The sequence below is a fragment of the Micromonospora sp. NPDC023633 genome (assembly GCF_040640035.1).
Lineage (GTDB): Bacteria > Actinomycetota > Actinomycetes > Mycobacteriales > Micromonosporaceae > Micromonospora.
Window position 1 is genome coordinate 13,295 of the sequence record NZ_JBFABB010000099.1, and the last position, 13,853, is coordinate 27,147.

At 74.8% G+C, this 13,853-nt stretch carries 12 protein-coding genes; 2 read left to right on the forward strand and 10 right to left on the reverse strand.

The features are described 5' to 3' along the window. Positions 1-107 precede the first annotated feature (107 nt). The 6 genes from AB0G13_RS25770 to AB0G13_RS25795 all read right to left on the reverse strand — a co-directional run bounded on the left by AB0G13_RS25770 (position 108) and on the right by AB0G13_RS25795 (position 6,635). Entirely contained in the window at positions 108-1,232 is a 1,125-nt protein-coding gene (locus tag AB0G13_RS25770; RefSeq protein WP_357879130.1) for a (Fe-S)-binding protein, read from the reverse strand. Next, the gene (locus AB0G13_RS25775) at positions 1,229-2,614 is read right to left on the reverse strand and encodes an FAD-linked oxidase C-terminal domain-containing protein (RefSeq protein ID WP_357879133.1); all 1,386 of its coding nucleotides are present in this window, start codon (positions 2,612-2,614) and stop codon (positions 1,229-1,231) included. Before AB0G13_RS25775 ends, AB0G13_RS25770 begins: the two co-directional genes overlap by 4 nt. Positions 2,615-2,715: 101 nt before the next feature. Next, positions 2,716-3,174 carry a hypothetical protein gene (locus tag AB0G13_RS25780; RefSeq protein ID WP_357879136.1) on the reverse strand — a complete coding sequence of 153 codons (459 nt, stop codon included), beginning with the start codon at positions 3,172-3,174 and terminating at the stop codon, positions 2,716-2,718. 52 nt (positions 3,175-3,226) lie between these two features. Next, positions 3,227-4,039, reverse strand: coding sequence for a sugar phosphate isomerase/epimerase (locus AB0G13_RS25785; protein WP_357879140.1), 813 nt, complete (start codon positions 4,037-4,039; stop codon positions 3,227-3,229). A gap of 173 nt (positions 4,040-4,212) precedes the next feature. Then, entirely contained in the window at positions 4,213-5,367 is a 1,155-nt protein-coding gene (locus AB0G13_RS25790) for a dihydrodipicolinate synthase family protein (protein ID WP_357879143.1), read from the reverse strand. A 116-nt stretch (positions 5,368-5,483) separates the two neighbouring features. Beyond that, positions 5,484-6,635, reverse strand: a complete 1,152-nt coding sequence (locus tag AB0G13_RS25795) for a Gfo/Idh/MocA family oxidoreductase (protein ID WP_357879146.1) — start codon at positions 6,633-6,635, stop codon at positions 5,484-5,486. A 296-nt stretch (positions 6,636-6,931) separates the two neighbouring features. Here AB0G13_RS25795 and AB0G13_RS25800 point away from each other — a divergent pair, with 296 nt between their 5' ends. Further along, positions 6,932-8,056: a LacI family DNA-binding transcriptional regulator gene (locus tag AB0G13_RS25800; RefSeq protein ID WP_357879148.1), complete on the forward strand. Its 1,125-nt coding sequence runs from the start codon at positions 6,932-6,934 to the stop codon at positions 8,054-8,056. Between the two features lie 84 nt (positions 8,057-8,140). Here the strand turns inward: AB0G13_RS25800 and AB0G13_RS25805 are convergent, their stop codons facing one another. Further along, positions 8,141-9,394, reverse strand: coding sequence for a hypothetical protein (locus AB0G13_RS25805; protein WP_357879151.1), 1,254 nt, complete (start codon positions 9,392-9,394; stop codon positions 8,141-8,143). Between the two features lie 227 nt (positions 9,395-9,621). Between AB0G13_RS25805 and AB0G13_RS25810 the strand changes: the two genes are divergently transcribed. Continuing rightward, a complete protein-coding gene (locus AB0G13_RS25810; RefSeq protein WP_357879154.1) occupies positions 9,622-11,175 on the forward strand; it encodes an NAD(P)/FAD-dependent oxidoreductase in 1,554 nt (517 codons plus the stop codon). Between the two features lie 101 nt (positions 11,176-11,276). Here the strand turns inward: AB0G13_RS25810 and AB0G13_RS25815 are convergent, their stop codons facing one another. From AB0G13_RS25815 to AB0G13_RS25825, 3 genes are all read right to left on the reverse strand, one after another. Next, a complete protein-coding gene (locus tag AB0G13_RS25815) occupies positions 11,277-11,594 on the reverse strand; it encodes a hypothetical protein (protein ID WP_357879158.1) in 318 nt (105 codons plus the stop codon). A 128-nt stretch (positions 11,595-11,722) separates the two neighbouring features. Beyond that, positions 11,723-12,568 (reverse strand): siderophore-interacting protein, encoded by an 846-nt coding sequence (locus tag AB0G13_RS25820; RefSeq protein WP_357879161.1) that lies wholly within the window; start codon positions 12,566-12,568, stop codon positions 11,723-11,725. Next, complete coding sequence (locus AB0G13_RS25825) at positions 12,565-13,602, reverse strand: ABC transporter substrate-binding protein (RefSeq protein ID WP_357879164.1); 1,038 nt, start codon at positions 13,600-13,602, stop codon at positions 12,565-12,567. The genes AB0G13_RS25820 and AB0G13_RS25825 overlap by 4 nt, the downstream gene beginning before the upstream one ends. Positions 13,603-13,853: the final 251 nt, after the last annotated feature.

Here is a 13,853-nt window from a genome sequence, read left to right on the forward strand (position 1 = left end):
AGTAGCCGCCAGGCAGCGGACGGCCCGGGCCCCTCGCAGGGCCCGGGCCGTTGCCCTCACCGGTCCTTCGCCGGGGGGCTCCGTCCCCCGTCGCTGTCGGGGCGTCGCTACGGTGCCTCGACGCGGGTGAGCAGCTCGGCGAGGTGCACGGCCCGGACGGCCGACCGGCGCCGGCGCAGCCCCGTGCGCAGCTGCCGCAGGCAGCCCGGGTTGACCGCCACCACCAGGTCCACCCCCGCCGCCTCGATCTCGTCGAGCTTCGCGTCCAGGATCCGGCGCGACTCCTTCGGCCGCAGCAGCGAGTACGTGCCGGCGGCGCCGCAGCAGGTGGCCGCCGAGGGCAGCTCCACGTGGTCGGCGACCTGGCGCAGCAGCGCCCGGGGCTCGGCGAAGACGCCGAGGCCGTTGCGCAGGTGACAGGAGTCCTGGAGGGCGACCCGGGCGCGCCGGCCGCCCACCCGCAGCTCGGCCCCGGCGGGCCGGTCGGCGAGCCAGGTGGACAGCTCGCGCACGCGGTCCCGGCCGAGCACGGAGGCGAGGTGCGCGGCGCAGCCGCCGGAGGTGGTGACGATGGTGCCGGGCAGGTCCTCGCCGAGCCGCTCCGCCAGCCGCTCGCCGCCGGCCAGGTCACCGTTGTGCGCGTGCAGCGCGCCGCAGCAGCCCTGGGCGGTGGGGGCGGCCAGCTCGGGCGCGAGCGCGTGCGCCGCCCGGCTGACCGCCGGGAAGAGACCCCGCTCGACACAGCCCAGCATGAGCTGCGCGCCCGGCGCGTCGGGGGCGGCGGACCCGGGGGCGGCCTGCGGGGCGGGTGCCGGGGCCGGCCCGGCCTGGGGCGGGGTGGCGGCCCGGCCGCGGGCGGCGCGGCGGAGGAGACCGGACAGCCGCAGCAGCCACCGCTGCTCGACCAGCACCATCAGCGCCCGGGCCACCAGCGGCCGCCGCCAGCCCCGCCACTGGTGCACCCGCCACTGCTCCAGCAGGCTCCCGTACTCCACCCCGGCCGGACAGACCGGCTCGCAGGCGCGGCAGCCCAGGCAGAACGAGGACTGCTCGGCGAGGGTGGCGTCGTCGGGGGGCAGGGTGCCGTCCTGCAACGCCCGCATCAGCGTGATCCGCCCGCGCGGCGAGGACGCCTCGTCGCCGGTCATCGCGTACGTGGGGCAGGCCGGTAGGCAGAACCCGCAGGAGATGCAGCGGGACAGCTGCTCCGGGTCGAACACGTCGCCGGTCACGATCCGAGCTTTCCGGGGTTGAGGATGCCCGCCGGGTCGAAGGCGGTCTTGATGCGGCGCAACAGGGCGAGCTGGTCGTCGCCGAGCCGGGCGGCGAGGAACGGCAGTTTCGCCGCCCCCACCCCGTGCTCGCCGGTGATCGTGCCGCCGAGGTCGATGGCGGCGGCGAAGACGTCGGCGAAGGCCGCCTCGGCCCGGCGTACCGCCTCGTGGTCCTCGGCCGAGTCGAGCACGCAGGTGGGGTGCAGGTTGCCGTCACCGGCGTGGCCGAAGGTGGCGATGGCGACGTCGTGCCGGGCGGCGATGGCGTCGATCCGGTCGACCATCTCGGCGATCCGCGGCCGGGGCACGGTCGCGTCCTCCAGGATGGTCACCCCGCCCCGGCGGGACAGCGCCGGCAGCGCGCACCGCCGGGCGGCCAGCAGCGCCTCGGCCTGGGCGACCTCGCGGGCCGTGGTGACCTCCACCGCGCCGGCCTCGACGCAGGCCGTGCCAATCCGCTCCAGGTGGGTGGCGACCAGGTCCGGCGGGCCGTCGTCGCCGAAGAGCAGCAGGGCGCCCGCGTCGACGCGCAGCCCCAGGTGGGCGAAGTCCTCCACGGCCCCGATGCAGGCCCGGTCGAGGAACTCCAGCGTCGCCGGCACCACCCCGGCCCGGATCACCCGGGCGACCGCCTCCCCCGCGTCGGCCAGCGTCGGGAAGTACGCGACCCCGGTGTTCGTCGACGCCGGGGCGGGCAGCAGCGCCACGGTCGCCTCGGTGATCACGGCGAGCGTGCCCTCGGACCCGGTGAGCAGCCGGGTCAGGTCGTAGCCGGCGACGTCCTTCCACAGGCGCCCGCCGGTGCGGATGACCTCGCCGGTGGGCAGCACCGCCTCCAGGCCCAGCACGTAGTTGCGGGTCACGCCGTACTTCAGGCCGCGCAGCCCGCCCGCGCAGGTGGCGATCGTGCCGCCGACCGTGGCGACGGTCCGGCTGCCCGGGTCGGGCGCCCAGAGCAGGCCCCGCGCGGCGGCCGCGTCGGCGAGGGCGGCGCTGGTCACGCCCGGTTGCACCCGGGCGAGCAGCTCGTCCGCGCTGATCTCCAGGATCGCCGCGAGCCGGGTCAGCACCAGCACGATCCCGCCGCGCAGCGGCACGGTCGCGGCGCACAGGTTGGAGCCCGCGCCGCGGGGCACCACGGGCACCCCGTGCCGGGTGGCGAGCGCCAGCACCGCGGCGACCTCGGCGGTGTCCGCCGGAAAGACCACCGCGTCCGGGCGGTGCGAGAAGAGGGGCGTGGCGTCCCGGGCGTACGCCACGAGGTCGCCGGCCGCGTCGTGCACGTGCGACGGGCCGACGATGCCGCGCAGCTCGGCGAGGACGGTCGCGGACAGCGCCATGCCCACCCTTTCCCGGCGCGCCGGTCGCGCCCGTAGGTTTTTGCCGGCCGTCGACCGGCTCTCCGGCGACAGTTTTCACCGATCATAGAGAGCCGGACGGGTCAGGTGAAGACGGCGGGGCCCGGCGGCAGGTGCTCCCGCAGCGCGGCGAACTCGGCCACCGTGAGGAAGGACGGGTTGGCCCCCTGCGGCTGCCGGAGCACCTCCGCGCCGGCCAGCCGGGCATCGGCCCGGAAGAGCTCCCGGGGCACCCGGTGCGCCTCGTCGAGGACCGTCAGGTCCAACGGCACCGTCCAGGCCGCGCCCGGCTCGCCCGGTACCGCGGCGGCGGCCACCAGCCCCACGCCCCAGACGCCGTACGCGAGCCGGCCGCGGCTGCCGCTGGCCCAGAAGGCCACCGGCTGACCGGCGCGCATCAGCCGGACCCGGTACCCGGGGCGTACGCACCAGCCCGTCACCCGCGGATCGCGGGCGAAGCGGCCGGCCAGGTCGACCCGGTCCGCGTTGCCCTTGATCAGCCACGCGCCGAGGTCGTCGAGGTGCACCCGTCGGTCGGTCACCCCCTCATCCTCGCCCGGATCCCGGCCGGCCGCCGACCGGCCGGGACCGTCGTCAGACGACGTGGCGCAGGTATCCCGCCACCGACGCGTCCAGGACCTCCCGGCCGGGCCGGGCCCACACCTCGGCCGAGAAGACCTCCACCTCGACCGGCCCGGTGTAGCCGGCCGCGTCGACGGCCTCCCGCAGCCGGCGCAGCTCGATGCAGCCGTCACCGGGCAGCGCCCGGCCGAGCAGCACCCCCCCGGGCAGCGGGGTGACCCAGTCGCACACCTGGAACGCGGCGATCCGCTCCCCCGCCCGGGCGATCTGCGCGTACACCGTGTCGTCCCACCACACGTGGTAGGCGTCGACGACGACCCCGACCACGCCCGGGTCGAACCGCTCGGCGATGTCGAGCGCCTGGCCGAGGGTGGACACCACGCAGCGGTCGGCGCAGAACATCGGGTGCAGCGGCTCGATCGCCAGGGTCACCCCCGCCGCGGCGGCGTACGGGGCCAGCTCGGCGATGGCGTCGGCGACCTGGTGGCGGGCGCCGTCGACGTCCCGGCTGCCCACCGGCAGACCGCCGGAGACCAGCACCAGGACCGAGGTGCCGAGGGTGGCGGCCTCCTCGACGGCCCGCAGGTTCTCCTCCCGCCAGCCGTCGGCGGTGAAGAAGCCGCCCCGGCACAGGGACGTGACCTCGAGGCCGGCGTCGCGGACCAGCTTCGCGGCGCGGGCCAGCCCGTACTCGGCGACCGGCTCCCGCCACAGCCCGATCCCCGGCACGCCGGCGGCGACGCAGCCGGCGACCACCTCGGGCAGCGGCCAGTGCTGCGACGTGGCCTGGTTGAACGAGAACCGCCGCAGCGCGTCCCCGCTCACCGGGCGACCTCCGTTCGCGACTGCGGGGCTCGCAGGACCGGCTCACTCCTCGCGCTCACCGGGCGACCTCCGTTCGCGACTGCGGGGCTCGCAGGACCGGCTCACTCCTCGCGCTCACCGGGCGACCACCGTTCGCGACTGCGGGGCTCGCAGGACCGGCTCACTCCTCGCGCTCACTGGGGCACCCCCGCCACGGTGAACAGCGCCCGGGCGCGGGCGGCGGCCAGGTCGGCGTCGGGCAGCAGCCCGGCGGCGTCGGCGAGGGTGAGCAGGGTCGCCAGGTGCGCCGGCGAGCGGCCGGACTGCGCCCCGCCGACCATCGTGAAGTGGTCCTGGTGCCCGGTCAGCCAGGCCAGGAAGACGATGCCCGTCTTGTAGTGCCAGGTGGGGGCCGCGAAGATGTGCCGGGCCAGGGGCACGGTCGGCGCGAAGATCGCGTCGTACGCCTCCCGCTCCCCCCGGTCCAGCGCGGCGAGCGCGGCGGCGGCGGCCGGCGCGATCGCGGCGAACACCCCGAGCAGCGCGTCGGAGTGGCCGCTCGCGTCGCCCCGGATCAGCTCCGGGTAGTGGAAGTCGTCGCCGGTGTAGAGGCGCACCCCGGCCGGCAGCCGGCGGCGCAGCGCCACCTCCCGGTCGGCGTCAAGCAGGGAGACCTTGATCCCGTCCACCCGGGTGTCGTGGGCCTTGATCAGCTCGACCACGGTGTCGGCGGCCTCGTCGAGGTCGGTCGAGCCCCAGTAGCCCGCGAGCGCCGGATCGAACATCGGGCCGAGCCAGTGCAGCACCACCGGCTCGTCGGCGGCGCTCAGCAGTTCGTCGTACACCCGCAGGTAGTCCTCCGGGCTCCGGGCGGCGGCGGCCAGGTGGCGGCTGCACATCAGCACCGGGCGGGCCCCGGCGGCCCGCACGTCGTCGAGCTGCTCGCGGTAGGCGCGGGCGACCTCGGCCAGGGTGGCCGGACCGGGCGGGAGCTGGTCCGTGCCGACCCCGGCGACGATCCGCCCGCCCACGGCACCCGCCTCGGCGGCGCTGCGCCGGATCAGCTCGCGGGTGGCCGGGTAGTCCAGGCCCATGCCGCGCTGCGCGGTGTCCATCGCCTCGGCCACCCCGAAGCCGTACGACCACAGGTGGTGCCGGAAGGCCAGGGTGCGGTCCCAGTCGAGCACGGGCGGGGCGCCGGGGATGTTCTCCGCCGTCGGGTCGGCGACCACGTGCGCGGCGGCGTACGCGATCCGGCTGGTCGGCGGAGCGACGGGACGCGGGAAGCCGGCGCCCCCGGTCAGCCGGTACCGCCGCCCACCGGGTAGCACCACCTCGGCCGCGCTCACAGCGCCACCCTCCGTTCGCGACTGCGGGGCTCGCAGACCCGGCTCACTCCTCGCGCTCACAGGCCCACCCTCCGTTCGCGACTGCGGGGCTCGCACACCCGGCTCACTCCTCGCGCTCACAGCTCCAGCTCCGGGATGTCCAGCCGGGCGCCCTCCCGCGCCGACCGCAGGCCCAGCTCGGCGAGCTGCACGCCGCGCGCGCCGGCCAGGAAGTCCCACGGGAACGGCTCGTTGGCGACGACGTGCCGCAGGAACGCCTCCCACTGCACCTTGAAGCCGTTGTCGAACTCCTCGTTGTCCGGCACCTCCGTCCACTGCGACCGGAAGGGCTCGGTGACCGGCAGGTCGGGGTTCCACACCGGCTTCGGGGTGACCGCGCGGTGCTGCACCCGGCAGCTGCGCAGCCCCGCCACGGCGCTGCCCTCGGTGCCGTCGACCTGGAACTCGACCAGCTCGTCGCGGTGCACCCGGACGCACCACGAGGAGTTGAGCTGCGCGACCACGCCGCCGTCGAGCTCGAAGATGCCGTACGCGGCGTCGTCGGCCGTCGCCGGGTAGGTGCGGCCCGCCTCGTCGACCCGCTGCGGCACGTGCGTGGCGGTGAGGCAGGAGACCGTGCGCACCCGGCCGAAGAGCTCCTCCAGCACGTACTGCCAGTGCGGGAACATGTCCACGACGATGCCGCCGCCGTCCTCGCTCCGGTAGTTCCAGGAGGGGCGCTGGGCCGGCTGCCAGTCGCCCTCGAAGACCCAGTAGCCGAACTCCCCGCGCACCGACAGGATCCGGCCGAAGAAGCCGCCGTCGATGAGCCGCTTGAGCTTGCGCAGCCCGGGCAGGAAGAGCTTGTCCTGCACCACCCCGGTACGCACGCCGGCGGCGCGCGCCGCGCGGGCCAGGTCGAGGGCGCCCTCGGTGTCCTCGGCCAGCGGCTTCTCGGTGTAGATGTGCTTGCCGGCCTCCAGCGCCCGGCGGATCGCCTTCTCCCGCTGCTGGGTGACCTGGGCGTCGAAGTAGATCTCGACGTCGTCGCGGGCCAGCGCCGCGCTCAGGTCGGTGGTCCAGTCGGTCAGCCCGTGCCGCTCGGCGATCTCGCGGAGCTTGGTCTCGCTGCGCCCGACCAGGACGGGCTCGGGCCAGATCGACGTGCCGTCGGCCAGGGGCACGCCGCCCTGCTCGCGGATGGCGAGCAGGGAGCGCACCAGGTGCTGCCGGTAGCCCATCCGGCCGGTGACGCCGTTGACGATGATGCCTATCGACCTGCGGGTCATGGTGTTCCTTCCCTCCGCGGGCGCCTCCGACCGGGACGGCGGCGGGCGGCGACCTGTTCCACGCCTGCGCCGCCGCCCGGAGGTCCCCGGCGGCGGATTGTCAGGCAAGCGCTTTCCTGGGCAGCGTAGGGAACCCTTCCCTCCTCAGGCAAGGGGCTGCCCGGCCCCGTTGTGCAGCGGGCGTCGCCCGCCGGGCCGGCCGGGCGCGCGGGGCCGGGCAAGGGCTTTCGCTGCGGTACGGTGGCGGGTGGCCGGCACCGGGGCGCGGCCGTCGAGAAACGACCGAGGGGGCGGCAGTGGCGACCCTGTCCGACGTGGCCCGGCGGGCCGGGGTCTCGCCCGCGACCGCCTCCCGGGTGATCAACGGCAGCAGCAAGCCCGTCACCGAGGAGCTGCGCGAGCGCGTGCTCCGCGCCGTCGCCGAGCTGCAGTACGTCCCCAACGCGCACGCCCAGCTGCTGGCCCGCTCGCACCGCGTGGCGGTCGGCGTCATCGTGCACGACGTCTCCGACCCGTACTTCGCCGAGATCACCCGGGGCCTGCAACGGGTCGCCACCGACCAGGGCCGGCTGCTGATGATCTGCAACAGCTACCGCGACCCGGACCGCGAGCTGGAGTACGTCGAGCTGCTGCGCGGCCAGCAGGTCGCCGCGATCATCCTGGCCGGCTCGGGCTACCACGACGCCACCTTCACCCGCCTGCTCAACGAGAAGCTCGCCGCGTACGAGGCGACCGGCGGACGGGTCGCGGTCATCGGCCGGCACGAGCACTCCGGCGACGCGGTGATGCCGGACAACCGCGCCGGCGGCCGGTTGATCGGCGCGGAGCTGTACGAGCTCGGTCACCGGGCGATCGGGGTGGTGGCCGGGCCGGCGGTGCTCACCACCACCACCGACCGGCTCACCGGCCTGCGGGAGTCCCTCGCCGCGCACGGGCTGAGCCTGCCCGAGCACCGCGTCCGGCACGCCGAGTTCGACCGCGACGGCGGCGTCGCGGCCACCGCCGCCCTGCTCGACGCCGACCCCGAGCTGACCGCCATCGTCGCGCTCAACGACTCGATGGCGATCGGCGCGCTGGCGCTGTTGCGCTCCCGGTCGGTGGCGGTGCCCCGGCAGGTGTCGGTCATCGGCTTCGACGACATGCCGATCGCCCGGGACGTCACCCCGGCGCTGACCACCGTCCGGCTGCCCCTGGTCGACATGGGGGCCCGCGCCATGTCGCTGGCGCTCGACCCGGGGGCGGCGGCGCCCCGCGTCGAGGTGCTGCCCGCCGAGGTGGTGCGCCGGGACAGCACCGGGCCGGCCCCCGAGGTCACCCCGGTCCGCCCCCGGGGGGCCGGATCCGCCGCGCCAGCCGACTCCCGGCCGCCCGCAGCCGCCGGCGGGGGCGGGCCGTCGCGGCCGTCGCCGCGTGGAGGCTGAGCTTCCACACCAGGTCGGCGGCTCCGAGCGCGGACGTGACGACGACCATCGCGACGACGCGACCGCCGGCACCGGCACGCGCGGTCAGATGATGAAGTGGGTCCAGTAGGCGAGCCAGGTGACGAAGAGCGCGCCCTGGAGCAGGGCCAGGGCGGCGGTCAGCCAGGCGTCGACGCCCGCGTGGCGGGCCCAGCGGGCCAGCACGAGGGCGACCGGGAAGACGGCGATCAGGTAGCGCAGCAGGCTCTTGTACACCGGCGGACCCATCGACAGCGGCACCAGGACCATGGTCAGCCCGTACACGAAGTAGGGCAGCCCGAGCCGGCGGGCGCCCGCGACGAGGACCGCCAGCACCAGCACGGCGACCCACACCCGCAGGGCGTCGCGGGCCGGGGTGTCGGTCAGGCCGTGCCAGAGCACCGCCAGCGGGTTCTGCACGCGGATGCCCCAGCCGGTCTCCTGGGCGTGCTTGTAGGCGAACCAGTCGCCGCTCTGCCACCGGCAGAACGCCATGAAGGCCAGCCAGCCGGCGGGCACCAGCGCCAGCGGCCAGCCGAGGCGGACGTACGTCCACCACGCGCGCGGGCCCAGCCGGTAGCGGTGCTGCCGCAGCAGCACCAGGGCGAGCGGGAGCACGACGAGGAACCCGACCGAGCGGCTCATCGCCAGGAAGAAGCCGACGACGCCCACGAGCAGCCAGCGCCGCCGCTCGGCCAGGTGGAAGGCGGCGAGCGCGAGGCAGAGGAACAGCGACTCGGTCAGCGCCGCCTGGAACAGGAACCCGGCCGGCAGCAGCACCAGGTAGCGGACGAACCGGCGGGCGGAGGCGTCGTCGCCGAGCAGCCGCTCGCCCAGCCGGTGGGCGTAGAAGAGCATCAGCAGGAACGCGACGTTGGCGACGAGCAGCAACGCCAGGGCGGTGTCCCCACCCAGTAGCGGGGCCAGCGGACGGGCCAGGAACGGATAGAGCAGGGGAAAGCCGAAGTCGCGCCACGGCTCGTCGAGCGGCTGCTGCGCCAGGTGGTCGTAGAGGAACGAGTCCCAGGCGAACCAGAGCGCGAGCGCGCGGTGCCCGGAGACCGCCCGCTGCTGCTCGCGCATCATCGTCTCGTCCGGCGGCGGCGCCCAGGGCACGTCGTCGAAGGCGCTCAGCGCGAGCACCCCGAGGGCGCTGAGCACGATCTTCGTACCGAAGAAGACGGCGAGGACGAACAGCCACGGCGACGGCACCCGGCCGGTGGCCCGCGACGCCGCCCGCCGCAGGTCGTGCCCGCGCCCGGCCAGCCGGCCGGACACCGCGCGCCAGCGCCGGTCCGAGACGGCCCGCACTCTGTCCATCACGCGTCTCCCGATCCGGCCGCCCGAACGGTGCCACATCCCCGTTCTCGCCCCGTTGACACGTCGGCGCGACCCGGGGTGGACCGGGTGCCGAGCGCCCCGCGGCGCACCCCCGCGCGGTCCGCCGGAGCCGGGGCGTCGCGGGGCGGACGGGGATTAGGGGTGAGTTCGGGCCGGTGCCGGGTAAGCGGGCCGCCTCCGGGAGGCGGAAGCAGGGGGCGACGGGCATGGGCGAAGAACGCGGCACGGTGGTCATCGGCGCTGGGCCGGCAGGCCTCACCGCGGCGTACGAGTTGCTCCGGCGGGACAGCCCGGTCCGGGTGTTCGAGGCCGACGAGGTGGTGGGCGGGATCAGCCGCACCGTCGAGCGGGACGGGTGGCGCTTCGACATCGGCGGGCACCGGTTCTTCACGAAGGTGACCCGGGTCGAGGAGTTCTGGCACGAGATCCTGCCCGACGAGGACTTCCTGCTGCGGCCCCGGATGAGCCGGATCTACTACCGGGGCGCCCTGTTCGACTACCCGCTGAGCGCGACGAACGCCCTGCGCAACCTCGGCGTACGGGAGGCCGTGCTCTGCATGGGCTCGTACGCGCGGGCCCGGCTGCGCCCGCCGAAGGACCAGTCGCACTTCGAGGGCTGGGTCTCGGCCCGCTTCGGCTGGCGGCTGTACTCGATGTTCTTCAAGACGTACACGGAGAAGGTCTGGGGGATGCCGGCCGACCGGTTGCAGGCCGACTGGGCCGCGCAGCGGATCAAGAACCTGTCGCTGGCCAAGGCGGTGCGCAACGCGGTGCTGCCCAGGCGCAACCGCAAGGACGTGACCAGCCTGATCGAGGAGTTCCAGTACCCGAAGCTCGGCCCGGGCATGATGTGGGAACGCTGCGCCGAGGAGGTCCGCCGGCGCGGGGGCCGGGTGGACACCGGCACCTGGGTGACCGCCGTGCACCGGGACCCGGAGCGCCACCGGGCCGTCGCCGTGACCGTCAACGGGGCCGGCGGGCAGCACACCGAACCGGCCGCGCACGTCGTGTCGTCGATGCCGATCTCCGAGCTGGTCGCCGCGCTGCGCCCGGCGCCCCCGCCGGAGGTGGTGGCCGCCGCGGCCGACCTGCGGTACCGGGACTTCCTGACGGTCGCGCTGGTGGTGCCGGAGGAGTTCTCGTTCCCGGACAACTGGATCTACGTGCACGACCCGGCGGTGAAGGTCGGCCGGATCCAGAACTTCGGCTCCTGGTCACCGCACCTGGTCAAGGACGGCCGCACCTGCCTCGGCCTGGAGTACTTCGTGTTCGAGGACGACGAGACCTGGCGTACGCCGGACGCCGAGCTGATCGCCGCCGCGACCGCCGAGCTGGAGCGGCTCGGCCTGGTCCGGCCGGGGGTGGTCGAGGCCGGCTACGTGGTGCGCATGCCGAAGGCGTACCCGGTCTACGACGAGCGCTACCAGCGCAACGTGGACGTGATCCGGGACTGGCTGGCGCGGGAGGTGCCCAACGTGCACCCGGTGGGCCGCAACGGCATGCACCGCTACAACAACCAGGACCACTCGATGCTGACGGCGATGCTCACCGCCGAGAACATCGCCTGCGGTACCCGGCACGACGTGTGGTCGGTCAACGTGGAACAGGACTACCACGAGGAGTCGAGCCACGACGGGGACGGCCGGCGGGGCACCGGCCGGGACGCGCCCGTCGTGCCGGCCCGGCCCGCCGCCCCGGTCGGCACGGCGCTCGACGGCGCCACCCGGCCCGAACGACCGGCCCAGGTCCGCCTCGGCTGAGCCGCCCGCCGCGCGCCGGCGGCCAGCCAGGCCTCATCGACGATCCCTCGCCAGACACAGTCCTCAAGATCTGACTCGAAGCCGTGACGCGGTGGATCGGCTCACGCGTTGTCGCGCACGAACGCCCGCATGAGCTCGGCGCACTCAGCCGCGTGCGTCTCCGCCAAGAGGTGCCCCCCGTCGTAGATGTGCGCGTCCATGCGCTCGAGGGCGCGGTGGTAGGCGAGGACCTCGTCGGTCGGGTCGGCCCAGTAGGCCCTGGCGCTGTCCCACTGCTCGCCGAGGCCGTCCTCGTGCGCGTTGCCGCTCTGGACGATCAGGCCGCGGATGCGAGTCGGGGCGCGGGTGGCCAGGTGGTATCCAACTGGCGCGCCGAAGTCGTGCAGGTAGACGAAGAAGCGTTCCATGTCTACGTGCATCCGGATGGAGAAGACGAAGAAGAGTCCGGGCAGGGTTTGACAACCGGGAGCTCTGACCGGCACGACGTGCCGCCGCGCGCCGGATCCCACCCCCGGCAGGTGGAACCCGGCGCGCGGCGGGGCGTCGGTCAGACGGCGGCCTTGACGGCGGCCTCTGCGCGCAGGTCCTCCTCGGAGGCGCCCCGGCGCCAGTAGCCGGAGAAGGTGACGTGGCGACGGTCCAGGCCGCGCTCGCCGACGAGGTGCCGGCGCACCGAGCGCACCATCGAGGACTCGCCGGCGATCCAGGCGTACGGACTGCCGCTCGGCAGCCGGGCGGCGCGCACCGCGTCGGCCAGCAGGGTGCTGCCGGGGGCGGTGCCGCCCCGCACGATCCAGCGCACCTCGGCCCGCGCCTCGGTGGGCAGCTCCTGGATGTCCCCCGCGTCGGGGACCTCGATCCAGGCCCGCACCGGGGTGTCGGCCGGCAGCCAGGCCAGGATGCCGGCGGCGGCGGGCAGCCCGGTCTCGTCGGCCACCAGCAGGACGGAGTCCGTGCCGACCGGCGGGCGGAAGCAGACGCTGCGGTTGTCGTGCACGGCCGGGCCGAGCAGCACCACCCGGTCGCCCGGCAGGGCGTGCCGGGCCCAGCGGGAGGCGGGGCCGGTGTCGCCGTGGCTGACGAAGTCGATGTCCACCTCGGCCAGCTCGGGGCGCTGCTCCCGGATGGTGTACGAGCGCATCACCGCGCGCACGTCGGGGTCCATGGCCCGGTAGGCGCCGAACCAGTCCTCCTCCGCCCCGACGGGGAGCACCGGCTCGGGCTGGCCGGGGTGCGGCAGGAACAGCGACACACTCTGGTCCCGGCCGCCGCCGGCGAAGTCGACCAGCTCCGGCCCGCCGAAGGTGACCCGGACCAGGGAGGCGCCGACGCGGCGGGCACCGACGACCTGCGCGGCGAAGAGGCGGTACTGGACGGCGACGGCGGTGGTCACGAGGTCACCTTCTTCGCGCCCTTGATGGCGGTGGCCAGGTTCTCCAGCAGCGGCGCGGCACCGGCGTACGAGAAGCGGGGCACCGCGTTCCACGGGGTGATCTGGTTGGCCTTGACCGCGGGGAGCTGCTGCCAGGTGGGCTTGGCAGCCATGTCCTTCGGCTGCAGGGCCGTGTCCCGGTTGTCGAGCAGGATCAGGTCGGCCGGGAACTTGCCCGCGTTCTCCCAGCTCAGTGCCTCGAAGTAGTCGCCGGCCTCGAGCTTGGTGGGGACGACGATGTCGACGCCCAGCTCGGCGAAGTACATCAGGTCGGTGCTGACCTTCGGGTTGGAGACGTAGAACAGGTCGGGGCTGCCGGAGGCGGCCATCACCTTGATCCCCGGGTTCGCCTTGACTGCCTGGCGGACCGACTCGGCGGCGGCCTCGAAGCGGGCCTTGGCGTCGGTGACCTTCTTCGCGGAGAGGTCGGCGCCGAGGGACTCGGCGAGCTGCGCGTACCGCTCGATCGGCTTGGTCATCGGCACCCGGGCGGTGGTGACGACGACGCTGGGGGCGAGCGGAAGGATCTTGCTCTTGCTCTCGTCCGGCACGTACCAGAGGGCGCCCGGGTCGTACATGTGGGTGACGAGCAGCTCGGGCCGCAGAGCGGCGTACTTCTCCAGGTTGAACTCGCCCCAGACGTTGCCGAGGATCTCCACGGACTCCACGTCGAGGTCGCCGGCCTGCGGGTCCTTGCTGCCGTCGGCGCGCTTCGTCTCGCCGAACACCCCGACGATCTGCTTGTCCAGGCCGCAGTCGACCAGCGCGGCGGCGACCCCCGTGAAGGCGACCACCCGGGTCGGGCGGGCGTCGGCGCTCACCTTCTCGTTGCGGTCGTCGGTGAACGACCACGGCCCGCCGGAGCTGTTGGCGGCGGGGGCGGCGGAGTCCTCGTCCCCGCCGCAGCCGGCGAGCAGGGCCGCCAGGGTGGCGGCGCCACCGGCGGCGAGCAGCCCCCGGCGGGAGAGGCGGCGGGCGGACACGGGATGCGGCATGGCAGTGTCTTTCGATCAGGGTCGGGCGAATGACCATGGACAGCGGGGTTAGGTTAACCTAACCTAAACCGCTGTCAAGTCCCGTTCGGAATTCCGCACCACATCGGAGCCCACACTGTCCGCCACCCTCTCCCCACGCCTCGGCACCGCGCCGGCGCCGCCCGCCGTACGCCGGCCCGGCCGGGCCGCCCGGCGGGCCCCCGCCCACGCGGGGTCGGTTCTGCTGATCGCGGCCGTAGCGGTGCTAAGGA